At 62.1% G+C, this 26,016-nt stretch carries 20 protein-coding genes and 1 pseudogene; 9 read left to right on the top strand and 12 right to left on the bottom strand.

The genetic code is table 11. The features are described 5' to 3' along the window. Positions 1-64: 64 nt before the first annotated feature. The 5 genes and pseudogenes from purH to prmA all read right to left on the bottom strand — a co-directional run bounded on the left by purH (position 65) and on the right by prmA (position 5,367). Complete coding sequence (gene purH, locus TK06_RS17640; protein ID WP_063323116.1) at positions 65-1,672, bottom strand: bifunctional phosphoribosylaminoimidazolecarboxamide formyltransferase/IMP cyclohydrolase; 1,608 nt, start codon at positions 1,670-1,672, stop codon at positions 65-67. 83 nt (positions 1,673-1,755) lie between these two features. Then, on the bottom strand, positions 1,756-2,076 hold the full coding sequence (fis, locus tag TK06_RS17635; protein WP_003186237.1) for a DNA-binding transcriptional regulator Fis: 321 nt from the start codon (positions 2,074-2,076) through the stop codon (positions 1,756-1,758). Further along, a complete protein-coding gene (gene dusB, locus TK06_RS17630) occupies positions 2,073-3,080 on the bottom strand; it encodes a tRNA dihydrouridine synthase DusB (RefSeq protein ID WP_024617888.1) in 1,008 nt (335 codons plus the stop codon). The genes fis and dusB overlap by 4 nt, the downstream gene beginning before the upstream one ends. 147 nt (positions 3,081-3,227) lie before the next feature. Further along, positions 3,228-4,458, bottom strand: a pseudogene (locus TK06_RS17625) (DUF3426 domain-containing protein). 30 nt (positions 4,459-4,488) lie between these two features. Continuing rightward, the gene (prmA, locus tag TK06_RS17620; protein WP_063323115.1) at positions 4,489-5,367 is read right to left on the bottom strand and encodes a 50S ribosomal protein L11 methyltransferase; all 879 of its coding nucleotides are present in this window, start codon (positions 5,365-5,367) and stop codon (positions 4,489-4,491) included. 193 nt (positions 5,368-5,560) lie between these two features. Here prmA and TK06_RS17615 point away from each other — a divergent pair, with 193 nt between their 5' ends. Beyond that, complete coding sequence (locus tag TK06_RS17615) at positions 5,561-9,529, top strand: DUF6543 domain-containing protein (RefSeq protein ID WP_063323114.1); 3,969 nt, start codon at positions 5,561-5,563, stop codon at positions 9,527-9,529. A gap of 81 nt (positions 9,530-9,610) precedes the next feature. Here the strand turns inward: TK06_RS17615 and accC are convergent, their stop codons facing one another. The 5 genes from accC to TK06_RS17590 form a co-directional block, all read right to left on the bottom strand. After that, positions 9,611-10,966, bottom strand: coding sequence for an acetyl-CoA carboxylase biotin carboxylase subunit (accC, locus tag TK06_RS17610; protein ID WP_063323113.1), 1,356 nt, complete (start codon positions 10,964-10,966; stop codon positions 9,611-9,613). Positions 10,967-10,983: 17 nt separating this feature from the next. After that, a complete protein-coding gene (gene accB / locus TK06_RS17605; protein ID WP_003197423.1) occupies positions 10,984-11,448 on the bottom strand; it encodes an acetyl-CoA carboxylase biotin carboxyl carrier protein in 465 nt (154 codons plus the stop codon). A 47-nt stretch (positions 11,449-11,495) separates the two neighbouring features. Further along, complete coding sequence (gene aroQ, locus TK06_RS17600; protein ID WP_063323112.1) at positions 11,496-11,948, bottom strand: type II 3-dehydroquinate dehydratase; 453 nt, start codon at positions 11,946-11,948, stop codon at positions 11,496-11,498. Between the two features lie 236 nt (positions 11,949-12,184). Beyond that, positions 12,185-14,131 carry a methyl-accepting chemotaxis protein gene (locus TK06_RS17595; RefSeq protein ID WP_063323111.1) on the bottom strand — a complete coding sequence of 649 codons (1,947 nt, stop codon included), beginning with the start codon at positions 14,129-14,131 and terminating at the stop codon, positions 12,185-12,187. A 52-nt stretch (positions 14,132-14,183) separates the two neighbouring features. Further along, positions 14,184-15,854, bottom strand: a complete 1,671-nt coding sequence (locus TK06_RS17590; protein WP_063323110.1) for a GGDEF domain-containing response regulator — start codon at positions 15,852-15,854, stop codon at positions 14,184-14,186. A 284-nt stretch (positions 15,855-16,138) separates the two neighbouring features. Between TK06_RS17590 and TK06_RS17585 the strand changes: the two genes are divergently transcribed. The 6 genes from TK06_RS17585 (at position 16,139) to TK06_RS17560 (ending at position 22,907) form a co-directional block, all read left to right on the top strand. Then, positions 16,139-17,206 carry a DUF2333 family protein gene (locus tag TK06_RS17585; RefSeq protein ID WP_003197431.1) on the top strand — a complete coding sequence of 356 codons (1,068 nt, stop codon included), beginning with the start codon at positions 16,139-16,141 and terminating at the stop codon, positions 17,204-17,206. Positions 17,207-17,209: 3 nt separating this feature from the next. Next, positions 17,210-17,767 carry an NUDIX hydrolase gene (locus tag TK06_RS17580; protein WP_063323109.1) on the top strand — a complete coding sequence of 186 codons (558 nt, stop codon included), beginning with the start codon at positions 17,210-17,212 and terminating at the stop codon, positions 17,765-17,767. 168 nt (positions 17,768-17,935) lie between these two features. After that, positions 17,936-18,307 carry a translation initiation factor Sui1 gene (locus TK06_RS17575; RefSeq protein ID WP_003197435.1) on the top strand — a complete coding sequence of 124 codons (372 nt, stop codon included), beginning with the start codon at positions 17,936-17,938 and terminating at the stop codon, positions 18,305-18,307. 211 nt (positions 18,308-18,518) lie between these two features. After that, on the top strand, positions 18,519-20,432 hold the full coding sequence (speA, locus tag TK06_RS17570) for an arginine decarboxylase (protein ID WP_014336393.1): 1,914 nt from the start codon (positions 18,519-18,521) through the stop codon (positions 20,430-20,432). Between the two features lie 373 nt (positions 20,433-20,805). Then, a complete protein-coding gene (locus TK06_RS17565) occupies positions 20,806-22,113 on the top strand; it encodes a type VI secretion system Vgr family protein (protein ID WP_063323108.1) in 1,308 nt (435 codons plus the stop codon). Beyond that, on the top strand, positions 22,110-22,907 hold the full coding sequence (locus TK06_RS17560) for a DUF4123 domain-containing protein (RefSeq protein ID WP_063323107.1): 798 nt from the start codon (positions 22,110-22,112) through the stop codon (positions 22,905-22,907). Before TK06_RS17565 ends, TK06_RS17560 begins: the two co-directional genes overlap by 4 nt. Positions 22,908-22,910: 3 nt before the next feature. Here the strand turns inward: TK06_RS17560 and TK06_RS17555 are convergent, their stop codons facing one another. Beyond that, a complete protein-coding gene (locus TK06_RS17555) occupies positions 22,911-24,260 on the bottom strand; it encodes an MATE family efflux transporter (RefSeq protein ID WP_063323106.1) in 1,350 nt (449 codons plus the stop codon). A gap of 236 nt (positions 24,261-24,496) precedes the next feature. Then, positions 24,497-24,790, bottom strand: coding sequence for a hypothetical protein (locus TK06_RS17550; protein ID WP_018607618.1), 294 nt, complete (start codon positions 24,788-24,790; stop codon positions 24,497-24,499). A gap of 164 nt (positions 24,791-24,954) precedes the next feature. Here TK06_RS17550 and TK06_RS17545 point away from each other — a divergent pair, with 164 nt between their 5' ends. Together TK06_RS17545 and TK06_RS17540 are read left to right on the top strand one after the other, a co-directional pair. Next, positions 24,955-25,260 carry a MazG-like family protein gene (locus tag TK06_RS17545; RefSeq protein ID WP_003186192.1) on the top strand — a complete coding sequence of 102 codons (306 nt, stop codon included), beginning with the start codon at positions 24,955-24,957 and terminating at the stop codon, positions 25,258-25,260. Further along, on the top strand, positions 25,257-26,006 hold the full coding sequence (locus TK06_RS17540; RefSeq protein ID WP_063323105.1) for a methyltransferase: 750 nt from the start codon (positions 25,257-25,259) through the stop codon (positions 26,004-26,006). The genes TK06_RS17545 and TK06_RS17540 overlap by 4 nt, the downstream gene beginning before the upstream one ends. Positions 26,007-26,016 lie beyond the last annotated feature (10 nt).

Below are 26,016 nucleotides of genomic sequence, written 5' to 3'. Positions count from 1 at the left end.
CGTCCAGGGACGCAGAGCGTCCCGGGCTGCGTACCCACGCAGAGCGTGGGTACGATCAAGCAAATTAGTGACGGAAGTGGCGCATGCCGGTGAATACCATCGCAATCCCTGCCTCATCAGCAGCGGCGATCACTTCGTTGTCACGCATCGAACCACCCGGCTGGATCACGGCGGTGATGCCGACCTTGGCCGCGTTGTCGATGCCGTCGCGGAACGGGAAGAACGCATCGGAGGCCATGACCGCGCCTTGTACCTGCAAGCCGGCGTGCTCAGCCTTGATGGCGGCGATGCGGGCCGAGTTCACGCGGCTCATCTGGCCGGCGCCGACACCGATGGTCTGGCGGTTCTTGGCGTAGACGATGGCGTTGGATTTTACGTACTTGGCGACTTTCCAGGCGAAGATCAGGTCGTTGATTTCCTGCTCGCTCGGGGCGCGCTTGGTCACTACTTTCAGGTCTTCGCTGCCGATCATGCCAATGTCGCGGCTCTGGACCAGCAGGCCGCCATTGACGCGCTTGTAGTCCCAGGCCGGCACACGGTCGGCCGACCATTGGCCGCAGGCCAGCAGGCGAACGTTGGCCTTGGCGGCAACGATGGCGCGGGCTTCTTCAGTGACCGAAGGGGCGATGATCACTTCGACGAACTGGCGCTCGACGATGGCCTTGGCGGTCGCGGCGTCCAGCTCACGGTTGAAGGCGATGATGCCGCCGAAGGCCGATTCGGTGTCGGTGGCGTAGGCCAGTTCGTAGGCCTGGCGGATGCCGCCTTCGGCGTCCGGGCTCACCGCCACGCCGCACGGGTTGGCGTGCTTGACGATCACGCAGGCAGGCTTGACGAAGCTCTTCACGCATTCCAGCGCGGCGTCGGTGTCGGCCACGTTGTTGAACGACAGTTCCTTGCCTTGCAACTGGGTGGCGGTGGCAATGCCGACTTCGGCAGGCTTGGCTTCCACGTAGAACGCCGCGCTCTGGTGCGGGTTCTCGCCGTAGCGCATTTCCTGGGCCTTGACGAACTGGGTGTTGAAGGTGCGCGGGAATTCGCTGCGGCCTTCGGTCGACAGGGTTTCAGCGGCCTGGTTCACGGTGCCCATGTAGTTGGCGATCATGCCGTCGTAGGCGGCGGTGTGTTCGAAGGCCTTGAGCATCAGGTCGAAACGCTGGGCGTAGGTCAGGCCGCCGGCCTTGAGGTTTTCCAGCACGCTGGCGTAGTCGCTGGCGTTGACCACGATGGCCACGTCCTTGTGGTTCTTGGCCGCCGAGCGGACCATGGTCGGGCCGCCGATGTCGATGTTCTCGATGGCAGTTGGCAGGTCGCAGCCGGGCTTGTTGATGGTGGCTTCGAACGGGTAGAGGTTGACCGCTACCAGGTCGATCGGCTTGATGCCGTGTTCGTTCATGATGGCGTCGTCGATGCCGCGACGGCCCAGGATCCCACCGTGGATTTTCGGGTGCAGGGTCTTGACCCGACCGTCCATCATTTCTGCAAAACCGGTGTAGTCCGCGACTTCCACTGCGGCGACGCCGTTGTCCTGCAGCAGCTTGAAGGTCCCGCCGGTGGAGAGAATCTCGACGCCCAGCTGTTGCAGCTCGCGGGCGAATTCGAGGATCCCGGTCTTGTCGGAGACGCTGATCAAGGCGCGGCGGATCGGCAGGCGGGTGGTCTGGTCGGTCATTTCAATTTCCATCAAAAGCAAGGGAAGTCAGCAAAAAAGGCGACCGTTTTTTACGCGGGCGCCTTTCTGGTTTGATTGAATGCTTACAGCAGATCGTACTGCTTGAGTTTCTTGCGCAGGGTGCCGCGGTTCAGGCCCAGCAGCTCACTGGCTTTGGTCTGGTTGCCCTTGACGTAGTTCATCACGCTTTCGAGCAGAGGCGCCTCGACTTCGGAAAGCACCAGGTTGTACACATCCGTGACGGCAGCGCCCTCAAGGTGGGCGAAATAATTGTGCAGCGCCTTCTCGACACTCCCGCGAAGGGTCTGGCCTTCTTCGCTGGGCGTATTGAGGTGCTGTTTCAAATTCACGTTGTCGCTCACGGGTGTTGTTCCACTCACTAAAGTCTCGGTCATCATCGTCATGCGGCCACCCCTTCGTCCCCTGTCAGGCTCTTGTAACGCTCAGCGAAGAACGCCTGAACGTCGGCGCATTGTGCTTGCGTACCATCCAAACGATTGAAACGGGCGCGAAACTCCCTGGCGCCCGGCAGGGTTGCGAGATACCAGCCCACATGCTTGCGAGCGATGCGTACGCCCATGACTTCTCCGTAGAAGGCATGTAGCGCGGCCAGATGCTCTAGCAGAATACGTTCCACCTCGGACAACTGCGGCGCCGCGAGCTTTTCGCCCGTGCGCAGGAAGTGTTCGATCTCACGAAAAATCCATGGCCGCCCCTGGGCGGCCCGGCCGATCAACAGGCCATCGGCACCGGTCGCGTCGAGCACGTACCGGGCCTTCTCGGGCGAATCGATGTCGCCATTGGCAAACACCGGAATCGACACCGCCTGCTTGATCGCGGCGATGGTGTCGTACTCGGCGTCGCCGGTGTACAGGTCGGCACGGGTGCGGCCGTGGACCGCCAGCGCCGTGATGCCCGCCTGTTCGGCGATCTTCGCCACCACCAGGCCATTCTTGTTCTCCCGGTCCCACCCGGTGCGGATCTTCAGGGTCACCGGCACATCGACCGCGGCGACGACCGCCTGCAGGATCTCGGTGACCAGTGCTTCATCTTTCAACAGTGCCGAGCCTGCAGCCTTGTTGCAGACTTTCTTTGCCGGGCAACCCATGTTGATGTCGATGATCTGCGCCCCCAGCTCGACGTTCGCCCGGGCCGCCTCCGCCAGCATCTGTGCGTCGCCACCGGCGATCTGTACCGAGCGGGGCTCGGGATCACCTTCGTGGATCATGCGCAGACGCGATTTGCGGGTGTTCCACAAACTCATGTCGCTGGTGACCATTTCCGAAACCACCAATCCTGCACCCAGTCGCTTGCACAGCTGACGAAAGGGCTGGTCGGTGACCCCCGCCATCGGGGCGAGAACCAGGCCGTTCTGCAATGTATATGGGCCGATGCGTACCGCCGACATAGGACTTCCCTGAAGTGGGGCCGGATCATGAGACTTCGAAAAAGGGTTGGCATGATACCCGCTCTCGATGACTGGATAAAGATCGAATTGGATAAAATCTGAACAGCTATTTTGTTATCGCCAGCGGTTTGGTCTGGGTAGGGTCAGTCAGAAAGCTGCCGTCAATTGGCCGACCCTGGCCGGCTTCATTCGGGGGGAATGGAAGCTCAGACTGTAGTTCACCGCTTTGGGGCCAGGGTCCAGGATATCCAGCGCGATGTGAATGGGCGTCTGGGGCGGCATTTCGCCGCGGTCCTCAAGGTCGCCACCCAGGTACTCGCCGGGCTTGAAGCGACGGCTGGCGATCAGGTGTCCGTTGAGGTCGGCAAAGCGCAGTTCCAGCAATGGAAAAGGTTGGGAGAAGGGCGCACGGTTGTAGATGATCGCGTCCACCACCAGGGCACCGCTGAACTCCGGATGGCTGCGCACCACCAGGTTGCTGCTCTTGATCTTGGCGATGTCGACCTTGGACGGTACTTCGCAGCCGATGGTCGGACAGATTTGCAGGAACCACGGCCGGTACTGGTCCTGGCGGGCCAGTTCTTCGAAATGGTAGGCGATGTACTGGCCCCCCCAGGGCCGCGCTGGCGAGCAGTATCAGCAGGCCCCACAACAAGCGTCGGCCCCAGGGCGAGCGGCGTTTGCGCCAGTCCAGTTGCAACGGGTCGTCGTCCAGGTCGTGGAGGGCTTCGGCGCGTATCCCCGGCTCCTGGCGTTCCCGTGACTTGCGCAACGGTGCCAACTGCTCGGGTTCGTCGTCGTGGTCGTCGGTGGCGGACAGGCGCTCAAGGTGTTCGTCGGGCTCGTCGTCCGGTTCCAGTGGTTCAAGGGCCAGGGATAGCGACGGCTCGGTGCGCGGTGGTCGGGCCGGCTCGTGGGGTTCGAACGGTTCGATGGTGTCCTGGAGGACGGCTTCGGCGCGCTCGCTGGAAGATTCGCTGTACAGGCTGTCGGGCCAGGCTTGCTGTTCGCTGGAGAGCGAGTCGCGTTGCGCGCTGAGGTTGTCTTCCCGGCGCCGGCCGGTATTTCCTGGCGCGCGATTGTCGCGCCGCTCCAGGCGCGCCAGTTCCTTGTCCAGATCATCCAGATCCAGCTCGGCAGCGCTCCATTGTTTCTGGCTGATCGCCCGGGGCGGGGCTTCGACCGCCGGTTTGGAGGTCGGCACGACGGCAGGCGCCGCTTGTTTGGCAGTGCGTTGTTCCAGCAACTGTCGTGCGGCATTGAACACTTGCAGGCACGAGCCGCAACGAACCACCCCGCGGGCCACGCTCAATTGAGCATGGCTGACGCGAAAACGGGTATGGCAATGCGGGCACTGGGTGACGAAACTGTCAGTCATGCGGCAATCCGGTGGATACAGGCGGTCATTCTAGCGCCGACGTCCGGTGATGCGCACCCAGCCATCGCGATTGGCGATCGGGTCCAGGTCAAAGTCCGCGGCATAAGCGGCGGCGACTTCTTCACCCTGTTCGGCCAAGATGCCTGACAGTGCCAGGCGTCCGCCCGGCTTGACCAGGCTCGACAGTTGCGGCGCCAGGGACACCAGCGGGCCGGCGAGGATGTTGGCCACCAGGACGTCGGCCTGGACCTGTGGCAAGTCCTGCGGCAAGTACAGCGGGAACGATGCTTCGGCAATGTTGTTTCGCCCGGCGTTGTCGCGGGACGCTTCCAGGGCCTGGACGTCGATGTCGGTGCCCACCGCTTCCCTGGCGCCCAACAGCAGCGCGGCAATCGCCAGGATCCCCGACCCGCAGCCGAAGTCGAGGACGTTGCAGTCCTTCAGGTCCTGGCCGTCGAGCCATTCCAGGCACAGTGCGGTGGTCGGGTGGGTGCCGGTGCCGAACGCCAGGCCCGGATCCAGCAGCAGGTTGACTGCGTCTGGCTCTGGCGCAGCGTGCCAGCTCGGGACAATCCACAGGCGCTGGCCGAAACGCATCGGCTGGAAATTGTCCATCCAGCTGCGTTCCCAGTCCTGGTCCTCGATCACTTCGCTGTGATGCTCGGGCAGCGGGCTGCCGGTCAGCAGCTCGAGGTGGGCCAGCACGCTGGCCGCCTCGGTGCCGCCTTCGAACAGGGCCAGCAGGTGGGTGTGGGACCACAGCGGGGTGGTGTTGAGCTCCGGCTCGAAGATCGGCTGGTCTTCGGCGTCCATGAAGGTTACCGATACGGCGCCTACTTCAAGAAACGCGTCTTCGTAGGTTTCGGCTTGTTCCGGGCTGATGGCCAGACGTACTTGCAGCCAAGGCATGGCGGGCACCTTTGGAAAAAATCTACAGGGGGCAGCGCAGGGCTGCAAAGGCGCGCAGTGTACGCCAGGTCGCCGCCAAAGTGGATAAGCGAGTCTCGCGCCATCCGGGTGGGTGTTTCGATATATATATGTATGCCATGGGCTTATCGCCGGGCGGATAAGGTGCCGGTCCACACAGCAGGGAGGAATGTGTATGGACATCACTGCCGAACGGCAAAGCAACATGGCGCGCACGGGGTCGGTCTCTTCCCCGCAGGCGGCGACTGTACAAATGACCCTGGAGAGATTGACGCGTTGGCAGGTGGCTATCGACGCGCGACTGCAAACCCAGATGAGCTTGCTGGAGGTACTGGAGGAGTACCTGCTGGTCGAGCTGCGCACCCATTATCACCAAGGCAACATCGATCCTCACTTCATTGACACCCTGCTCGACACGGTGTTGCAGCGCATGATCGACCAGAAACCACTGGTTAGCGATGAAGAGCAGGATGCGCCCTATCGCTGGCCGGACGGGGCTGACCTGGGTTTCCCGACTGAGCGCCAGGCGGTTATCGTCCAGGCGGTGGAGAGTGTCGCCTCGGGTTTTATTTATCACTACAAAGACTATTTACGACGTCATTGGCGAATGGCGGAGCGCGACGCCTCGCTTGAAGCGCTGCTCGGGCACAAGCTCGATGAGCACATGGCTGCAGTCGAACTGTTGTTCCAGCCTGGTCCGCTGGAGGACCAGGGGGGCGATGAGCTCAGGGAGAAAATCGAAGCGCTCCAGCACCGCTGGAGGCAGATGAGTCAGTTGACTGCATTGGCGACGACGCAGGAGCGTCAAGACCTCGAGGCCATCGCGCGTTTGCAGTTGCCTGATTGGTTGCGAGGGCTAGGCGAAGTTGATCGTAAAAAGCTGAAGGCTTTCCAGGACCAGACTACCCAGGCCCAGGCGTTGCTGGATGGGCTGCTCGATGGCCTGGCTTCGCTGCAGGCTTTTGCCCGGCACCTGGCCAAGGACTATGTCCGACGTGAACGGGACATGGAGGTCGAGCCGGACAGCATTCGAGTGCAGTTGCAATGGCGAAGTGTCATGGGGCAGCCGGTGCAAACCCGCAGCCTGAGCGAACTGCTGGCGGCCGGTCCAGTCAGGCAGGACGCCGTGTCGGTGTTTCTGGTGGAAAACGGCGCGATGCTGCGTAACCAGCCGCTTTCCCCGGCGTTCATCAGCCAAATGCTGGCAGAGCTCGATGCCCCGGCCGGGTACCGGCAGGCATTGGTCGAGCGGTATGGCCGAGGGGATCTGAAAGACGCCATGCTCGATTGGTTCACGGCACGCTTGCAGCAAAGTGCGTTCATTGCCCGCTGTGCGGGTCACTTGACGGTGGCCAACCATGAGGCCGTCAAGGCGCTATGGGAGGGCGAGGCTTCGGCACCGTCCGTCGGCGTTCTACGTGTCAGTTGCCTGGTGCTTCCAAACGCGTTGAAGTGTGCCGATTTTCTCCTGTTCTACCGCCAGGACCTGCAAGGCGACCTGCTGCTGTACGCCCCCGACAAGCCGGATGGCCAGGAGTGGATCGAGTTGCCTTCGCTTTGGGCCGTGAGTGTGGAGATAGGTGCCTGGACTCGCAGCGAAGCCGGCCGCGAGTACCTGCTGCAACGGATTTCTCCAGCGGACCGAAGTGTGGCCCGGGAGTACTTTGCCCGCGTGGCAGACAAACCGGCGACATGGGATTCAAGCCAGGATCCCAGAGGTGCGGTGGCCGGTTTCAGGGCATGCCTTGAAGACATTGTTGCAGTGGGCCTGGACAACAACCTGACGCAAGTGGAGCTGGACGAAGCGCCTCGCTGGTACGCCGCCCTGCCGCTCGATGCGCGGCGAAACATCAGCACCTTGAGCCAGGAGCTTATGGTCCATCAGCAGGTGTTCAATCAGCAGTTGGTGGGTTACGAAGTCTTCGTGGATTTCGCCAAGCGTATCGTCACGCAGGCGATTGCGCCTTACATGCGCAGCAAGGGCGTGCAGGCGCCGGTCGATCCTGCGACGGTGCTCATCGACTACAACCCAGGCTTGGCGGATGGCAAGACCAAGGTCGCCAGCCTGCTGGAGCTTGCCATCCACGGGTATGACGACAACTCGGGTATCGACAATCCCAGAAAAGGTGTGCGCTCGTCGGTGGGGCAGGACCTGGGGCAGGTCCGCAGTGCGGAGCTTGCGTCCTATATCCGGCGGGCATACCTGGGCGAGCAATATGCGCGACAGGTCCGCGGCAGGTTTCTCGATGCCCGTGCCCCGGAATACGCCCAGCGGCGCAATACCTACCGCAACCTGCTGTTGACCCGGATGGACCGTGACCTGCGTGTCGCAACGGGCAAATCCCAGTTGGGTGCCAGTGAGTTCTGGTGGCTCACCCGGCAAGTCACCCTTCTGGGTGAGTCGGTGTCGGTGTCCGGTCCGGTGTATTCGGGGAGCGTCGTGCAGCGCGAAGGGGTGATCAGGTTTTCCATCGGCGGCCATATCGTGATGGGCGCCTATGTCTTTGCCTACTTCGACCCGAAGGGCGCCTATTGGCTGTACACGCCGGACGCTCCGGACGGTGTCACGTTTCGCCGGTACCAGGACTTTTCCGGGGCGGTCGCCACGCGCTTGCATGACTATGTGCTGGAGCGGGTTGCCCTCGGCGCCCGTGCGGCGGTCCGGCGTTCGTTGGTGGCGCTGGCGGCGACGAGCATTGGCGTCGACACATTGCGCGAGTTCAATCGAGTGAACGATATCCAGGCGGAGTTCGATGCCTACATCGAGCGCGCCATCAGCGATGTGGAAGACGTCACCAAAAGTCGCGCCGAGGTGATCAGGCGGCAGGTCATCAAGGGGCTGCTGTTTGCATCGGCCCCCGTGTGCCTGGTTTATCCGCCCTTCGCCTTGCTGCTGGATGTCGCCTTCATTGCCGTCAGCGTCAAACAGGCTGCCGAGGCGCATGGGCAGGGCGACACGGATCGTGCGTTGGGCCACTGGCTGATGGCCTCCTGGGGCCTATTGTTCGCAGCCTTGGGGGGCGGGACCCTTGCTCCGCTGCTGGGGCGGGCAGCCAGGAGCCTGAAGCTTGTCGTGAAGCCTGTGTCACTGTCCGAGCAGCGCTTGAGACGCGTGACGCCGCTGATTGCCAAAGAGACTGGGCCAGTCATCCAGCCCATACGTTTCAAGCCGAAACAGGCAGTTGGCAAAGCGCCTGAGAATCTGGAGCTGGTAACCGGGGAAAGTATCTTCCAGGGCACCTATCGCAGCCCGTCCAGCGCATCGCAGCCACACACTACTTATTACATCCGCAGTAAAGGCAAGTACTACCAGGTGAAGGAGGATCCTCACTTTGGCGGTTTGTGCCTGGTGGATGCCAGTCGCCCCGGTGCCTTGTACAAGCTGCCTATCCGCAGGGTGGGGAAGGGCAAGTGGGTACACAACGAGGTGGGCTTGAGAGGGGGAAATGATCAAGTACGTGTCCTTGGGCGAGTGAGTGACCTGCGGGAGGCGTTTCCCGGTCATGTTTTCCCAGATGTATCAAGGGGGGCGTTGCAGGGCGAGGCCGTGGTGGCGAGGTTCAGCGAGGCTGCGGCGGACAATTATCTGTTCTCGATGAACGCACAAGCATGCGTAATCGCTTCGTTGTACAACCCGACGACCAAGGTGGGGGCGGTCATTCATTTCGATCACAATATCCGTGCGCTTATCGAGCGCAGTCTCCGGGACGTGACGCGGCGCCTGGGTGGACCAGCCAAGGATATTCGCGTCACCCTGGTGGGGGGGGACTGGCTGACAGGCTCCGATATCGGCGGGCCTGTCAGGTCTGTGATGAGACGCCAGGGCATGCGGCCCACCTGGGACCATTGGTCGTATTCTTCCTGCTTCGGGAATATTTTTGGTGTCGCACTGGATATACGCAGTGGTGTTACCTCGGTGTTCAAGACATCGCGCAGTCAGGTCGAACGCTACTACATACCGGTGCTGGCGAGGGCGAAACAAGGCTCTGACCCAGTGTCGGTGCGCGCACGCGGCTTCATGACGCGCTTGAAAAGCGAAATGCTGGTAGCCAATGCTTACGGTACCGTCCTCACCCCGCAGGGTAGGCCAGCGACTGCGGCGCAGATCGAAGCCCACGCGTTCCCTACGGTGGCGCTGAGCTGATCCACTGGATTGTCATCCTGAAGAACAGGCAAAAAAAGACCCCGGCCAATGGACCGGGGTCTTTTTACATCACTTGGAATATCAGTGCTGGTTGCCCAGCTTGTGTTCCAGGTAATGGATGTTGACGCCGCCTTTGCAGAAGCCTTCGTCACGTACGAGGTCGCGGTGCAGCGGGATGTTGGTCTTGATCCCGTCGACCACGATTTCGTCCAGCGCATTGCGCATGCGCGCCATGGCTTCGTCACGGGTCGCCCCGTAGGTGATCAGCTTGCCGATCAACGAATCGTAGTTCGGCGGAACGGCATAACCGCTGTACAGGTGCGAATCGACGCGAACGCCATTGCCGCCCGGGGCATGGAAATGTTTGACCGTGCCTGGGCTTGGCATGAAGGTTTTCGGGTCTTCGGCGTTGATCCGGCATTCCAGTGCGTGACCGCGGATGACCACGTCATCCTGGGTAAACGACAGCTTGTTGCCGGCGGCGATGCTGAGCATCTCCTTGACGATGTCGATACCCGTGACCATTTCCGAAACCGGGTGCTCCACCTGAACACGGGTGTTCATTTCGATGAAGTAGAAACGACCGTTCTCGTACAGGAACTCGAAGGTACCGGCGCCGCGATAGCCGATGTCAATGCAGGCCTTGACGCAACGCGCCAGGACTTCCTTGCGAGCCTGCTCGTCGATGCCCGGTGCCGGCGCTTCTTCGAGGACTTTCTGGTGACGACGTTGCAGCGAGCAATCGCGGTCGCCCAAATGGATCGCATGGCCCTGCCCGTCGGACAGCACCTGGACTTCGACGTGGCGTGGGTTGGTCAGGAATTTTTCCAGGTAGACCATCGGGTTGCCGAACGCCGCGCCCGCTTCGGAGCGGGTCAGTTTCGCCGAGGAAATCAGGTCTTCTTCCTTGTGTACCACGCGCATGCCGCGACCACCGCCGCCGCCAGCGGCCTTGATGATCACCGGATAACCAACGTCGCGACCGATGCGCAAAGCGGTTTCTTCGTCTTCAGGCAGCGGGCCGTCGGAACCCGGAACGGTTGGCACGCCCGCAGCGATCATGGCGTGTTTGGCCGAGACCTTGTCGCCCATCAGGCGGATGGTGTCGGCTTTCGGGCCAATGAAGGCAAAACCGGAGTTTTCGACCTGTTCGGCGAAGTCGGCGTTTTCCGCCAGGAAACCGTAGCCCGGGTGAATGGCGGTGGCGCCGGTCACTTCGGCAGCGGCGATGATCGCCGGGATGTGCAGGTAGGAGTGCGCAGCCGACGCCGGACCGATGCAGACGGATTCGTCTGCCAGGCCCAGGTGCATCAGTTCTTTGTCGGCCTTGGAGTAAACGGCGACGGTCTTGATGCCCATCTCTTTGCAGGCACGCAGAATCCGCAGGGCGATCTCACCGCGGTTAGCGATCAGAACTTTTTCCAACTTCGCAGTCATCAAAGGCTCTCCGCGGTTCAAACGATGGTGAACAGCGGTTGGTCGTACTCAACCGGCTGGCCGTCTTCGACGAGGATGGACTCGATCACACCGCTGGTTTCAGCTTCGATGTGGTTCATCATCTTCATGGCTTCGACGATGCACAGGGTGTCGCCTTTCTTCACGGTCTGGCCGACTTCAACGAAGGACGGCGAGGATGGCGAAGACTTGCGATAGAACGTGCCCACCATTGGCGAACGGGCAACAGTGCCGTTGAGCGCTGGCGCAGCCGGTGCGGCGGGCGCGGCTGCGGCAACCGGCGCTGCTGCTGGAGCAGGCGCGGCGGCTGGAGCATGCATCGGTGCCGGTGCATAGAACTGCTGGGCCGGGGTCTTGCTGTGGCGGCTGATGCGTACGGACTCTTCGCCTTCCTTGATCTCAAGCTCGTCGATGCCGGACTCTTCCAGCAATTCGATCAATTTCTTAACTTTACGGATATCCATGAATCATCAACTCCCAAGGGTCGGTCAGGGGCGTTTAACGCTTGTTTTCAAGCTGTCGCCTGTCTTTCAAGCTGCTCTAGAGCGGCCTCCAGGGCCAGTCGGTAACCGCTGGCGCCAAGGCCGCAGATCACTCCCACCGCTACATCGGAGAAGTAAGAGTGATGGCGGAAAGGTTCGCGTTTGTGCACGTTAGACAAATGCACTTCGATGAATGGGATGCTCACCGCCAGCAGCGCGTCACGTAATGCGACGCTTGTGTGTGTAAAAGCTGCTGGATTGATCAAAATGAAGTCCACGCCTTCGCCACGCGCGGCATGGATACGGTCGATCAATTCATATTCGGCGTTGCTTTGCAGATAGAGCAAATGATGGCCGGCGGCGCGGGCCCGCTGTTCCAGGTCCTGGTTGATCTGGGCCAGTGTCACGGCGCCATAGACGCCCGGTTCACGGGTGCCCAGCAGGTTCAGGTTGGGTCCGTGCAGGACCAATAGGGTCGCCATCTGCTGTTCCTTGTTATCTGTGAGCAGGTATCAGAACCTGGCGACTATGCCGCAAAGCCTTTGTGACTGTCCAGTTCTCTGCAATAGCCAGCACGATGACCGATGTTTGCGCGAAATTTGTGACCGTGTCTCTTGATCCGGTCATCTGCGCTCGGAAAGCCTGCACGTGAGGACTGCGTGTCACGCAACAATGCAAACTGCCCCGCCGCTTTTGCCGCCAAGCCACGCTCCAGCCGTTACACCCGAAACGCCTGCACGGCGGTGTGCAAACGTCCGCCCAGCACCAGCAGGTTGTCACCCTGTTCCCGGCCCTGGCCGATGCGCAGCAGGTTATCCCCGCCCAATTGGTGAATACGCTCGCTGTGGTCGCGGATTTCGCTGACGGCGCCGCTTTGTTGGGCGGTGACATCGGCGATGCGCACGGCGGTGTCGGCAATGGTCTGTATGGCGCCGACGATTTGGTCCAGTGCGCCGTCGGCCGCTTGCGCTTGGTTGGCGGTGGCTTCGGCGTGTTCGACCTGGGCGCGCATGCCGTCCACCGATTGGCGTGCGGCCTGTTGCAGACGGGCGATCAGTGTCTGGATTTCGGCGGTGGCACCGGTCGTGCGTTGGGCCAGGGAGCGGACTTCCTCGGCCACCACCGCGAAACCCCGGCCCATTTCCCCGGCGCGGGCCGCTTCGATGGCGGCGTTGAGGGCCAGCAGGTTGGTCTGGTCGGCAATCGAGCGAATCACCGTCAGCACGCCACCGATGGTGGCCGACTCCTCGGCCAGTTGTTCGATCATCTGCGCGTTGCCTTGCACTTCGCCCACCAGCGCATGCAGGCCGGTGAGGCTCAGGCCAATGACCTTTTGCCCTTGTTCCACGGCATGCCCGGCGCTGCGGCTGGCGTCTGCGGCCTGGCTGGCATCGCCGGCCACCTGCTGGATCGTCGCTTCCAGTTCGCTGAGGGAGTCGCGGATCAGCGCCGTGTCGCTGGCCTGATCCTCGGCGCCGCCGTGCAGCTCGCCACTCAACTCGGCCAGGGCACGGCTGCTGCCGGCGACCTGTTCGGCGTTCACCCGAATGGTGCCCACCAGATCCACCAGATAAGCCCGCAGGCGATTGAGCGACGCTTCGATGTCTTGCAGTTCGCGGTTGCTGGCGCCCACGCGGATGTCACGGCTGAAGTCGCCTTCGGCCCAGGTCGACAGGGCCGGCGCCAGGTGCGTCAAGGTCCGCGCCAGGCGCCGCTGCAAGGTGTCGATGAGCAGGGCGATCAGCAGGATCAGGCCAATCATCACGCCCTGGATCAAACGCACCTCTCCCTGGATCTGCCCATGCTGGGCGCGAACCGCAGGCTCCATCGTATCGATCGCCTGTTGCACATCGGCGATTTTCAGGTGCGTGGCGCTGCTCAGTTCGGTGCGTTTCTGGATCAGTTCACGGGTGCGGGCCAATTCTGCCGGGTAACGACCGAGCAGGCTGTTTAGCTCGCGCTTGAGGGCGATGCCCGCATCTTCGGCGGCGGTTTTTTCCTGGATTTGCAAACCCATCAGCGCGGCGAAATCATCGCTGCCTGATTCGCTGCTGGCGGTGACGCCCAGCAGTGGCAGGTTGTCGAGGCGTTCGGCCTCCACACGGATGCTCGCCAGTTCCCGCTCGACGTCGGCGGCCAATTCGCTGCGGCCACTGCTGACCAGTTTGTCCCGCGTGAGGGATAGGCGGCCCAGGTGCTGCGACGCGGCAAACAGCGCGGGCAAGTAGGCCGGGGCGCCATTGGCGTATTGGGCCAGTTGATCGAGGCTGGCGCTCAACTCTCGTTCGGCCTGTAGCAGCAAGGCCTGTGGATCACCGGCCAGTTTGCCGGCGGCCAGCAGATCGGTCTTGCTGAAGCTGTCGAGGTTCGCCAGGCTCGGGCGCAGGGTCTTGGCCAGTTCCGGGGGAAATTGATCCAGGTCTTTTTGCAGGGTTTCCAGCGCCTGGGTGGCGGTGCTCAAGCGCAGGGCATCGCCGCTGGCCAGATAGTCCTCGATGTTGCGCGCCACTTCGCCCTGGAATTGTCGCGACAGGCCCAGGTAGCGCTCCATCAGCAGATAGGGGCGCTCCAGGGCAATCTGCGACCACCACAGCGTGGCCCCAAGGCCGAGGCACACGGTAACTAAAAGAAGGGTATTGAGATTGGTCAGCAGCTTCAGGCGCATTAAAGGTCTACCAGGGGCAGAATCGTAAGTGCCTGAAGTTATTGCGTTTGCGTTACAGGTTTATGACCGAGTCGGTCGATTCCGATGAAAAGGTGGCACTTTGCTTTGATTGGCGGGCGCTCTGTATCCGGTTGCGCCCGGCATGCTTGGCGCGATACAGCGCTTCGTCCGCCTGGCTGGCCATCATCAGGCTGTCGGAGTCATCGCTCATCTCCACCACGCCGGCGCTGAAGGTGCACCACAAATCATGGGGCTGGGCCGGGTAGTGGATTTCGGCAAAGCGCTGGCGAATTTCATCCAGCACTTTGCAGGCGGCGTCGATGTCGGTGTCGGGCATGACGATGGCGAACTCTTCGCCGCCGTAACGGCCGATGAAGTCGGTCTTGCGCAGGCGTTGCTTGAGAAACAGCGCCAGGCTTTTGATCACCCGGTCGCCCATGGGGTGGCCGTGGCTGTCATTGACCCGTTTGAAATGGTCGATATCGAGCATGGCAAAGCTCAGGGGCTTGCCTTCGCGACGAGCGCGAAAGCTGCAATCCTCGAGCAGTTGCAGGATATGGGTGTGGTTGTACAGGCCGGTGAGGCTGTCGCGCACCATCCGCGCCTTGAGGTTGCGCGCCCGGGCGGCACGGTTGCGCACCGTGGTGATCAGGTGCCGGGGCTTGATCGGTTTGGTCAGGAAGTCGTCGCCACCTTCGCTCATGGCATCGAGTTGCTTGTCCAGGTCGTCTTCGGCGGACAGGTAGATGATCGGCACGCTGACGTAGCGGTCGTTGTGACGTATCACCTTGGCCAGTTCCGTGCCGGTGCAGGCCGGCATGTACATGTCGAGGATGATCAGGTCGGGCTGGAAGTCCGCGAGTTCGGCCATGGCCTGGATCGGCTCGATCAGCGTGCGGGTGATAATGCCGGCGCTATTGAGCAAGCGTTCGGTATGCATGGCCTGGGCACGGGAGTCATCGATGATCAGCACTTTGTACGGATCGTACTGGGCAACGCAGGTCAGCACTTCGATCTTTTCCAGCAGGCTCGAGGCCTCGAGGGTGCCGGTGAGAAACTCTTGGCCACCAGCGCGCACCGCGGCCAGGCGTGTCGGCGTGTCGGTTTCCAACAAACTGAAGAACAACAGCGGCAGCGGTTGCTCCAGGCCTTGCTGGGCTTCGGCGGCCAGTTTCAGGCCCGCGCCGGGTCCGCTGAAATCCACATCCATGACAATCGCCGCCGGCAGGCGTTCGACCATGGAGGCGCGGAACCCCGCGACGCTGTCCAGCGCCTGGGCGCCGAGGCCGAAGAACTCCAACTGCTTGGCCAGGCGCTCGGCGCGGTCATGGTCTTGCAGCAACACGTAGATGGGTTTGCGCAGCGGCGGCAGGAAGGTTTGTTCGAGTTGGTCGCCATGGCGCAGGCCGGTACGCGACAAGCGCTGCATCAAGCGGTTGATTTCGGTGATCAGGTGGCTGCTCAGGCGCCCACGATTGGCGTCCACCGCTTGCAGCGACTGGCTGATGCCTTGGGCCAACTGGGAGTGCTCGGGCTGTTCGAAGCGCTCGGCAAAACGCAGCAGGCGCAGGTTGGCTTCGCTGAGCTCCGACAGGTCGGTGCTTGACCACTCACTGCGTTGCAGGCGCTGCCAAATCTCCAGGATCTGACGAGCCTGATGAATTACCCGCTGGGCAAAGTGGTGCTTGAGGCGCTCACGGCTGGGGTCTTCTGGCTCGGTCATATCCTGACTACTAGTTAGGGTGCATGCTGAGATCGACTGGTGGCTCTATGCTAGCACCTCTTTTCCTCTGCATGAGTGTCATACGTCAATATTCTGTCCAGTCGCGAAATTCAGTTTGTGACTGACCAGTCTCGTAGGCCGATGGCAACGCTTCCTTTATAGTGCTGTTCGATTGCCCTGTCGCGCCCGGCATGATGGGCGCCGCATTATCGCGTTTCAAATCAGGCACGATGGCGTAGGGTTGTGGTCGAACCGAGAACTCAAGTGATTGAAGGGATATCACCATGCTGGACTGGAAAAACCGCGCGGGCAGCGCGCCTGAACGTGCCGCCGAGCCGAAATCGGACACCCGCAGCTACCTGGGTGGGCTTTTTTTCAGCCGCGCACTGGCGACGCTGATCGGCCTTTACCTGCTGGTGACCATTGCCGTCGGCTGGTATTGGAGCCAGGAGCCCGCGCTGTTCCCGGTGCAGCAGAACGCCCAGGCCGCGGCCGAGAAAGATGGCCGGCAGATGGTGGTGGGCTACACCACGGTCGAGACGCTCAAGACGGTGGCCGGGACCCTGCTGAGCAAGCCGGGTGGCTACATCTCCAACGACCGCTTCCCACCTGGCCTGTGGATGGACAACATGCCGAGCTGGGAATACGGCGTGCTGGTGCAGGTCCGCGACCTGAGCCGTGCCCTGCGCAAGGACTTCGCCCGTTCCCAGTCCCAGTCCGCCGAGGACGCCGACCTGGCCAAGGCCGAACCGCGCTTCAATTTCGACAACCGCAGTTGGGTACTGCCCTCCAGCGAATCTGAATACCAGGAAGGCATCAATTCCCTGAGCCGCTATCAGGCGCGTCTGTCCGACCCAAGCCAGAAAAGCGCGCTGTTCTACGCCCGCGCCGACAACCTGAACAACTGGCTCGGGGATGTCGGCACTCGCCTGGGTTCGTTGTCCCAGCGTCTGTCGGCCAGTGTTGGCCGGGTCAAGCTCAACACCTCGCTGAAAACCGAAGTCCCGGCCCCGGGCCAGGTGCCGCAGGTGGATGAAGAGGTGGTCGAGACCCCGTGGCTGCAAATCGATAACGTGTTCTATGAGGCTCGTGGCCAGGCATGGGCGTTGTCGCATCTGCTGCGCGCCATCGAAGTGGACTTCGCCGATGTCCTGGCGAAAAAGAACGCCACGGTCAGCGTGCGGCAGATCATCCGTGAACTGGAAGCGTCCCAGGAACCGGTCTGGAGCCCGATGATCCTCAACGGCAGCGGCTTCGGTGTATTGGCGAACCACTCGCTGGTCATGGCCAACTACATTTCCCGGGCCAACGCAGCGGTCATCGACTTGCGGCAACTGCTGAACCAGGGTTGATTCATGAGCGAAAGCCCCCGGGAGGTCGCCCATCGAGTGGCCTCGGATGCCGAGCTGATTGCCTGGGTCGATGAGCAGGACAACCTGCTCGGCAGCCTGGTGCGTTCAGAGCTGCGCGAGCGTGGCCTGATCGGACGCGGCACCTACATCATGCTGTTCAATTCGTCCGGTGAGCTGTGTGTTCATCGGCGCACCCTGAGCAAGGCCATCTACCCTGGTTTCTGGGACGTGGCGGCGGGCGGCATGGTGCAGGCCGACGAGACCTACGCCGAATCGGCTGCCCGTGAACTGGCGGAAGAGCTGGGCGTGAGCGGCGTGGAACTGACCGCACACGACCATTTTTATTTCGAAGACCCTGGCAGTCGCCTGTGGTGCTCGGCGTTCTCGGCGGTGTGGGACGGCCCGCTGGTGCTGCAGCCTGAAGAAGTCCTCGAAGCGCGTTTCCTGCCCCTCGAACAGGTGCTTGATGAAATCCAGCGCAAGCCTTACTGCCCGGACTCTCTGGCGGCGCTTGAACGCTATTTGCGGGTCCATGGCGGCAGCGTCGCAAAGAAGCTATAAATTGGCGCTGATTGGCCCTTAGCAAGTCGGCTTTTTGCCGTTACACTGCGCGACTTTTCAAGCTGAACCGTGTCTGCGGTCCAGTAGCGCTGCCCCTGCCTGAGTGGGGTTTCGCGGTCGAGGCACATTCCCCCTCGACCAGTCTTTGTCCTCCCGAGAGGATTGCCGGTGGCCAAAAAAGCCGCATCCTTCGCCGCCCTGGGCGGCCTGGTATTTTCTACCGACGCCGGTCGTCATTGCCCTGATTGCCGTCAACCGGTGGATGCCTGCATCTGCAAACAGACCGCCATCCCTGCCGGTGACGGCATAGCGCGCGTGCGCCGTGAAAGCAAAGGTCGCGGCGGCAAGACGGTGACCACGATCACTGGCGTGCCGTTGGCCGAAGACGCGCTCAAGGAGCTGGCCACCACGTTGAAGAAACGCTGTGGCACCGGTGGTGCGTTGAAAGACGGCATCATCGAGATCCAGGGCGATCACGTCGAGCTGCTGCTGGCGGAACTGGTCAAGCACGGCTTCAAGGCAAAGAAATCCGGCGGCTAGCAGCCTCTGTGAAAACCACCCTCGGCTTGACCCGAATCCAACGTTCGAGGTCGCCCGCATGGTTTTCACAGAGCCTGTTCTGAACGGGTTTCTAAACTCATCGCTGGGAGCAGGGTCTACCTTGCTAACAGGCAATTCGTCATTTTCACTCTCTAGACTGCCCCAGCCTCCGACCGGATGGTGCATTTTGACTTCTTTATAGGGGACTTCGATGTCCGTACGACGCACACGCAAAGACGATGGCAGCCAATGGACAGTTGCGGACAGCCGCAGTGTTTACGGGATTCGCCATTGGGGGGCCGGGTATTTCGCGATCAATGAAGCCGGTCGCGTCGAAGTCCGTCCGAACGGTCCCGACAGCTCGCCCATCGACCTGTTCGAGCAAGTCGATCAGTTGCGCCAGAGCGGCCTGTCGCTGCCCTTGCTGGTGCGCTTCCCCGACATCCTGCAAGACCGTGTGCGCCAGCTCACCGGCGCCTTCGACAGCAACATCGCGCGCCTGGAATACCAGAGCAAGTACACCGCGCTCTATCCGATCAAGGTCAACCAGCAGGAAGCGGTGATCGAGAACATCATCGCCACCCAGAACGTCTCCATCGGCCTGGAAGCCGGTTCCAAGCCGGAGCTGCTGGCGGTCCTGGCCCTGGCGCCGAAGGGCGGGACCATCGTCTGCAACGGCTACAAGGACCGCGAATTCATCCGTCTGGCGCTGATGGGCCAGAAGCTCGGTCACAACGTCTTCATCGTCATCGAGAAAGAGTCTGAAGTCGGCCTGGTGATCGAAGAGGCCGCGACGCTCAAGGTCAAGCCGCAGGTCGGCTTGCGCGTGCGCCTGTCGTCCCTGGCGTCGAGCAAGTGGGCCGATACCGGTGGCGAGAAGTCCAAGTTCGGCTTGTCGGCCGCGCAACTGCTGTCGGTGGTCGAGCGTTTCCGTGCTGCCGGCCTGGACCAGGGCATTCGCCTGCTGCACTTCCACATGGGTTCGCAGATCGCCAACCTGGCGGACTACCAGCATGGCTTCAAGGAAGCGATCCGTTACTACGGTGAGCTGCGCAACCTCGGCCTGCCGGTGGATCACATCGACGTCGGCGGTGGCCTGGGCGTGGACTACGACGGCACGCACTCGCGCAATGCCAGCTCGATCAACTACGACATGGACGATTACGCCGGTGTCGTGGTCGGCATGCTCAAGGAGTTCTGCGATGCCCAGAGCCTGCCGCATCCGAACATCTTCTCCGAAAGCGGCCGCTCGCTGACCGCTCACCACGCCATGCTGGTGGTGCAGGTGACCGACGTCGAGAAACACAACGACGACGTGCCGGTGATCGACAACAAGCAGGAACTGCCGGAAACCGTGCAATGGTTGGTTGACCTGCTGGGCCCGACTGATATCGAGATGGTCACCGAGACTTACTGGCGCGCCACCCACTACATGAGCGACGTGGCGACCCAATATGCCGACGGCAAGCTGACCCTGGCCGAAAAAGCCTTGGCCGAGCAATGCTATTTCGCGGTGTGCCGTCGCCTGCACAACTCGTTGAAGGCGCGCCAGCGCTCGCACCGCCAGGTACTGGATGAGCTCAACGACAAGTTGGCCGACAAATACATCTGCAACTTCTCGGTGTTCCAGAGCCTGCCGGACACCTGGGCCATCGGCCAGGTGTTGCCGATCCTGCCGCTGCATCGCCTGGACGAAGAGCCGCTGCGCCGCGCCGTGCTGCAAGACCTGACCTGCGACTCGGACGGCAAGATCAAGCAGTACGTCGACGAGCAGAGCATCGAGACCAGCCTGCCGGTTCACGCTCTCAAGCCGGATGAAGACTATCTGCTGGGCATCTTCCTGGTGGGCGCCTACCAGGAAATCCTTGGTGACATGCACAACCTGTTCGGTGACACCGACTCGGTGAACATCTACCAGAACGCCGATGGCAGCGTGTATCACGCCGGTATCGAAACCCACGACACCATCGAGGACATGCTGCGCTACGTGCACCTGTCGCCCGAGGAGTTGATGACTCACTACCGCGACAAGTGCGCCAGCGCCCGTATCAGCGCCGCCGAACGTACCCAGTTCCTCGATGCCTTGCGCCTGGGGCTGACGCGTTCGTCCTATCTGTCGTCTTGATCGACTGATGCCGGTTCCGTGCCGGCGGACCTGTGGCGAGGGAGCTTGCTCCCGCTGGGCTGCGTAGCAGCCCCCTTTTGTGAGCGCTTCGCACTCAAGCGGGAGCAAGCTCCCTCGCCACAGGGGCGCGTCTGTTCCACCGATTAACACCGCCCTCCAGGGCTGTCAGAAAAATACACCGCATGCTGCGGGTTTTTTCGGACAGTCCCGGAGGGCGTTTTTATTTGTGCCGTCGTTATTTCTGTACGTCGGTGCATTTAACCGGCGATGTCCTTATTTCGTGTAGTCCCTTTCCTAACTTGTACTTGGCCCCTCTACTCGGCCATGGCTCTCGGCGAGAATCCCCGACCGCCCCTCCTGTAGAGAAACGCCGATGTCCGATCCAGCCAGCGAGCCAGCCTTTCGTCTGGAGATAGCCGGTCTGCCCGAGCCTGTTGACGTCGTGGCCTTCACGGGTAGCGAAGCGATCAGCGAACCCTTCGTCTATGAAGCGCAGCTGTCGTTGCGCGACGCGAACCTGGACCTGGCGGGCCTGTTGTACCGCAGCGTCTGGTTGAGTTTCGGGGCCCCGGGCCGAGGTGTTCATGGGCAGCTTCATGAGTTGGTCCAACACAGTCATGGCGCCGGCTGCCGGGTGCGTATCGGGCCGAAGCTGGCCTGTCTGGCGCAGCGATTCAGCCAGCGGGTTTTCAGCGCCCGTTCGGTGCCGCAGATCATTCGCCAGGTGCTCAAGGCCCATGACATCATTGGCCGCAGCCTGTGCCTGGATTTGAGTGGCGATTATCCACTGCAGGATTTCTGTACCCAGTATCGAGAGTCGGACCTGCAGTTCCTGCAGCGCGTATGCGCCCAGGCGGGTATCCACTTTCATTTCGAACACACCCGGGACGGGCATTGCCTGGTGTTCGCTGATAATCCACACAGTTTTCCCCCTGCCGGTAAGGCGGTCTACGCGGACGACGACCCGATTGCCGCGGTGCGGTCCTTCAGTGTGCAAACCGATGTGTCGGGGGAGCAGGTCGCCCAGGGGCGCAGCGACTTGATGAACCTGCACGGTGGTCAGGTGCTGAAGCTGACGGGCCATCCATTTGCCGACTGGAACCGGCGCTGGCTGCTGACGAAGGTCGAGCACCGCGCACAGGCGGGGGTGTACGGCAATCATTTCAGGGCCATTCCCCGGGGCGTGCTGTTTGTGCCGGAGGAGGTCCCGGTAAAACCGCGCATGGTGAGCCGGCAACGTGGCTGGGTCGTGGCGGTGGACGAGCCGTCGGAGCTGGGAGCGGGGCGCGTGGCGGTGCAGTTTGACTGGCTCTACCAGGGCGAAGGCGCGAGCCCCAGTCATTGCTGGCTGCCTTTGGCGCCCGAACTGGTCCCGGGCGTGGCGGGCGCCTTGAGTGACGGCACCGAGGTGCTGGTGAGCTTTATCGAAGGCGATCCGGATCGGCCAATGATCAGTGCATTTCTGGATGCGCCTGCCTCAGTAGAGAGTGTGGATGAGTCATCCACAGGCGAAACGCGTGGGCCATCGGTTGCCGATCCGTTTCTGTTGTCTGCAATCCGGGAGGCCGAGCCGCTGGTCTTGTTGTGCTTGTTGCCCGAAGGCGGGCCTTTCAGCCCCTGCTCCCAGCCACTGTGCACCTGCCGTATGCTCATACGGCGTGGCGCGAGTGTCGCTCGATGAACGCCGCGCCCCTGTCTGGATCACCGCCGCAATGGCTGCTGCTCGACGTACCGAGTGCGCCTGGCGCTGCGCGGCTGGTGCGCGCGCAGTTCGCCAAGGCCCGGTGCTTTGCCTTGTTTGAAAACACCGAGCTGCATGGGCTGCGAGAGCACGGTCCGCTGTTGGTGGATCTGCGCCATTCGCCTGCGCTGGCCAGTCTTTGTCACCTGGACCCAGGTTCCTGGCCGGGGCTGTTGTTGGTCAGCCCATCGCCCGCTACGCAATTGCTGGCGCATCTGCGGCGCATGCTGACGGTGACCCTGGGTCTGCACCACAAAGCTTTGTTGAGCTATTACAACCCGTACATCGCCAGCTATTTCTTCGACGGTTGCGACCCTCAAGAACTCAGTTGCTGGCTGGGCCCGATCAGTTTGTTGCGCTGGTTTGGCGGCACCTGGGCCGACCGGGCGATCGGCAGCCAGGGTTGGCAACAACTGTCCAACCCTGGGCTGCCGGTGGCGGCGCTGGAGAAAGAGCACGGGCTCAGCGACCGGCAGCAGGACCAGTTGCAACGATGCCTGCTGGAGCGTCACGCCTGGCAATGGTGCCGCTCCACCGGATGTAATTACCAGCGGCTCTGGGGGGATTTGCAGCAGGGCCTGACGCTGGGGTTTACCGAGCGGGCGGTGCTCGATGACTGGTTGTGGCTGCGCCTGCAATACCCCGATGCCCGGCCAGTGCCTGGCCTGGAGGGTGGTTCGCAGCGCGAGCGGTTCGAGCATCTGCGCCGGCGCTGGCAGGGCAGCCAGGATTGAGCGTTAGTGGGCTGATGCGCCGAGCCAGCGATCGTGCCGCTGCAAGTGCCAGGCGAAAGCGCCGAGGGTCAGGCTGCGCAGGGCCATGAACAGCAGGAAGGTTATCCATAGCCCATGGTTGCCCAGCCCTTGCAGCGCCCAGGCGATGGGCAACACCAGCAGCAGGGTCAGCAGCATGCCGTTGCGCATTTCCCGGGCACGGGTGGCGCCAATGAACAGCCCGTCGAGCAAGTAACTCCAGACCGCAATCAGCGGCAAGGCGGCCAGGTAGGGCAGGTAGTGATAAGCGGTGGCGCGCACGTCAGGAATGTCGGTCTGCATGTCGATGAACAGGTGGCCGGCGAGCAGGAATAGCAGTGCAAAGCCCAGGCTGGCGATCAACGACCAGCCGCACGCCACCACCAGCGAGCGACGCAGCGCCAGGCGGTCGCGGGCGCCAATGGCATGGCCGCACAGCGCTTCGACGGCATGGGCCAGGCCGTCCAGGGCGTGGGCTGTCAGCAACAGGCCGTTGAGCAGCAGGGCATTGGCCGCCACGGTCGCGTCCCCGAGGCGTGCGCCTTGCACGGTGATCAGGAAAAACACCGCTTGCAGCACCAGGCTGCGGATGAAAATGTCCCGGTTCACCGCCAGTAGCGGACGCCAGCTCTGCCATAACCCCAGGGCGGCCCAGGCAATCTGTCCAGGCCAGGCGCGGAGTGTGTGACGAGCCAGGGCCAGGCCGACCAGCGCACCGGTCCACTCGGCAATGACCGACGCCCGGGCCGAACCGGTCACGCCCCAGTCCAGGCCGATCACGAACCACAGGTTGAGGGCGATGTTGACCAGGTTGGTCACCAACAGGATCGCCAGCGGGGCTCGGGCATTCTGGGCACCGAGGAACCAGCCTACCAGCGCATAGCTGGCCAGCGCCGCCGGCAAGCCGAAGAGCCGGGTGTGGAAGAAGTCACGGGTCAACTGGTTGAGCTCGGCGGACGGCTGCATGAAGTGCAACGCCACGTCGCTCAATGGCACGCCGACGGCACCGAGCAGTACCGCCAACCCCATTGCCAACAACAGCCCTTGCAGCAGCACTTGTCGCAACGCCGCCCCATCACCGCGCCCGGCAGCCTGGGCGGCGAACCCGGTGGTGCCCATGCGCAGGAAACCCATGGCCCACGCCAGCACCGTATACAAACTCGCCCCGACCGCTACCGCGCCCAACTGATGGGCATGGGGCAAATGGCCGATGACGGTACTGTCCACCAAGGCCACCAGCGGTACGGAAATGTTCGAGAGAATCATTGGCGCAGCCAGCGCCCAGACCCGGCGATGGGTAAGGCGGTCGCGCCAGTCGGTGGTCAGGTTGGACATGCGGGCTCCTTGATGGAGCGCGATTGTAGCGGGTTCTCGCCGGATCGTTCCCTGCGGGACTTGGATTCATTGTGGCGAGGGGATTTATCCCCGCTGGGCTGCGCAGCAGCCCCTTATAAGGTTGGATTCAATGAATCTGACACACTGCAGTGTCTGGTTTTGGGGCTGCTGCGCAGCCCAGCGGGGATAAATCCCCTCGCCACAAGGTTGTGTTCGGCTTGGGATCGCTGGGTGCTTTAGTGAATGATCCAACTCAGCAACCACAACCCCAGCACCAGCCAGATGATGCCCATGACGATCGAGGCCCGCATGAACGCGCGGATCGCCGAGTAGAGCAGCATCAGCCCGAGGATCAGCGCGATGATGCTGATGATCGAGGTGTCCATGCCCAGGGTGCGTGACAGCCCATCGACAAAATTGCCGCCGGCATTGGCCAGGGTGTTGAAGAGACCGCTGAGCAGGTCGACGATGAAACGGATCACCGAACCGAGCGCCTGGCCGAGCCATTCGAAAAAGCTTTCTGCCTGCATGTGTGCATCCTGATGGGAGGGGATCTGAGCTGAGCCGTTGGCTCCTGATTGTAGGAGCTGTAGCGGCCGAGTTGGTTCGATTATGGGGCAAACTGTCGCTTCGTACCGAGACTCTTGCCTTCCCTGGTCATCCCCCTGAAGCTATGCGCATTCAGGAGAACCCGATGAACCTTGTTGAACTGACCGAACGCCTGCATGCCATTCGTGACCGTAACGACTGGCGGCAATTCCACAGCCCGAAAAACCTCGCCATGGCCGCCAGTGTGGAAATGGCCGAACTGGTGGAGATTTTCCAATGGCTGACCGAGGACCAGTCGCGCCAGTTGCCGGCGGACAAACTGGCCCACGCCGGGCAGGAGGTCGGTGACATCGTGTTGTACCTGTTGCTGCTTTGCAGCGAACTGGGCCTGGACATGGACGCCGTGGTGCGCAGCAAACTGGCTGACAGCGAACGGCGGTTCGGCCAATGAGCGACCGTCATTTCGATCAGCTCGCCACGCGTTTTGCCGAAAAAATCTACGGTGGAGCCAAGGGCGCGATCCGCCTGGCGGTGCTTCAGGCCGATCTGCTGGAAGCCTTGCCACAGCGTCCATTGCGCGTGCTGGACATCGGCGCCGGCCTGGGCCACATGTCGTTGTGGCTGGCCGAACGCGGTCACCAGGTGACCCTGGCCGAGCCGGCCGAGCCCATGCTCGAAGGCGCCCGCCAGCGCTTTGCCGAGGCGGGCCAGAGCGCCACGTTCATCCAGGCGCCGTGGCAGGACCTGCTCGGCCAGCTCACCGAACCTTACGACCTGGTGTTGTGTCACGCGGTGCTGGAATGGCTGGCCGAACCTCACGCGATCCTGCCGGTGCTGCATCAACTCACGGTCCCTGGCGGCTGGCTGTCCCTGGCGTTCTACAACCGCGACGCGTTGGTCTATCGCAACCTGCTCAAGGGGCATTTTCGCAAGTTGCGCAAAAATGACATGGCCGGCGAAAAACAGAGCCTGACGCCGCAACAGCCTCTTGATCCACGAGAGTTGGCGGCGCAACTTGAAGGCCTGTGGCAGGTCGAAAACCAGAGTGGCGTGCGGGTTTTCCATGACTATATGCCGGTGGAGTTCCAGGGCCGCGTGGAGCTTGCGCAGTTGCTGGAAATGGAACTGGCCCACCGTCGCCATCCGGCGTTTGCCGGGTTGGGACGTTATCTGCACTGGATCTGCCGTCCAGTGTGACCGGAGAGCG

Origin of the sequence: Pseudomonas fluorescens (genome assembly GCF_001623525.1) — a bacterium.
GTDB classification, from domain to species: domain Bacteria; phylum Pseudomonadota; class Gammaproteobacteria; order Pseudomonadales; family Pseudomonadaceae; genus Aquipseudomonas; species Aquipseudomonas fluorescens_Q.
This window is presented reverse-complemented; position numbering and strand designations above follow the sequence as displayed.

What these genes read in the sequence shown, in the direction of transcription:
- purH (WP_063323116.1), bottom strand. Translation starts at nt 1,672, where the DNA reads ATGACCGACCAGACCACCCGCCTGCCGATCCGCCGCGCCTTGATCAGC.
- fis (WP_003186237.1), bottom strand. Translation starts at nt 2,076, where the DNA reads ATGACGATGATGACCGAGACTTTAGTGAGTGGAACAACACCCGTGAGC.
- dusB (WP_024617888.1), bottom strand. Translation starts at nt 3,080, where the DNA reads ATGTCGGCGGTACGCATCGGCCCATATACATTGCAGAACGGCCTGGTT.
- prmA (WP_063323115.1), bottom strand. Translation starts at nt 5,367, where the DNA reads ATGCCTTGGCTGCAAGTACGTCTGGCCATCAGCCCGGAACAAGCCGAA.
- TK06_RS17615 (WP_063323114.1), top strand. Translation starts at nt 5,561, where the DNA reads ATGGACATCACTGCCGAACGGCAAAGCAACATGGCGCGCACGGGGTCG.
- accC (WP_063323113.1), bottom strand. Translation starts at nt 10,966, where the DNA reads ATGACTGCGAAGTTGGAAAAAGTTCTGATCGCTAACCGCGGTGAGATC.
- accB (WP_003197423.1), bottom strand. Translation starts at nt 11,448, where the DNA reads ATGGATATCCGTAAAGTTAAGAAATTGATCGAATTGCTGGAAGAGTCC.
- aroQ (WP_063323112.1), bottom strand. Translation starts at nt 11,948, where the DNA reads ATGGCGACCCTATTGGTCCTGCACGGACCCAACCTGAACCTGCTGGGC.
- TK06_RS17595 (WP_063323111.1), bottom strand. Translation starts at nt 14,131, where the DNA reads ATGCGCCTGAAGCTGCTGACCAATCTCAATACCCTTCTTTTAGTTACC.
- TK06_RS17590 (WP_063323110.1), bottom strand. Translation starts at nt 15,854, where the DNA reads ATGACCGAGCCAGAAGACCCCAGCCGTGAGCGCCTCAAGCACCACTTT.
- TK06_RS17585 (WP_003197431.1), top strand. Translation starts at nt 16,139, where the DNA reads ATGCTGGACTGGAAAAACCGCGCGGGCAGCGCGCCTGAACGTGCCGCC.
- TK06_RS17580 (WP_063323109.1), top strand. Translation starts at nt 17,210, where the DNA reads ATGAGCGAAAGCCCCCGGGAGGTCGCCCATCGAGTGGCCTCGGATGCC.
- speA (WP_014336393.1), top strand. Translation starts at nt 18,519, where the DNA reads ATGTCCGTACGACGCACACGCAAAGACGATGGCAGCCAATGGACAGTT.
- TK06_RS17565 (WP_063323108.1), top strand. Translation starts at nt 20,806, where the DNA reads ATGTCCGATCCAGCCAGCGAGCCAGCCTTTCGTCTGGAGATAGCCGGT.
- TK06_RS17560 (WP_063323107.1), top strand. Translation starts at nt 22,110, where the DNA reads ATGAACGCCGCGCCCCTGTCTGGATCACCGCCGCAATGGCTGCTGCTC.
- TK06_RS17555 (WP_063323106.1), bottom strand. Translation starts at nt 24,260, where the DNA reads ATGTCCAACCTGACCACCGACTGGCGCGACCGCCTTACCCATCGCCGG.
- TK06_RS17550 (WP_018607618.1), bottom strand. Translation starts at nt 24,790, where the DNA reads ATGCAGGCAGAAAGCTTTTTCGAATGGCTCGGCCAGGCGCTCGGTTCG.
- TK06_RS17545 (WP_003186192.1), top strand. Translation starts at nt 24,955, where the DNA reads ATGAACCTTGTTGAACTGACCGAACGCCTGCATGCCATTCGTGACCGT.
- TK06_RS17540 (WP_063323105.1), top strand. Translation starts at nt 25,257, where the DNA reads ATGAGCGACCGTCATTTCGATCAGCTCGCCACGCGTTTTGCCGAAAAA.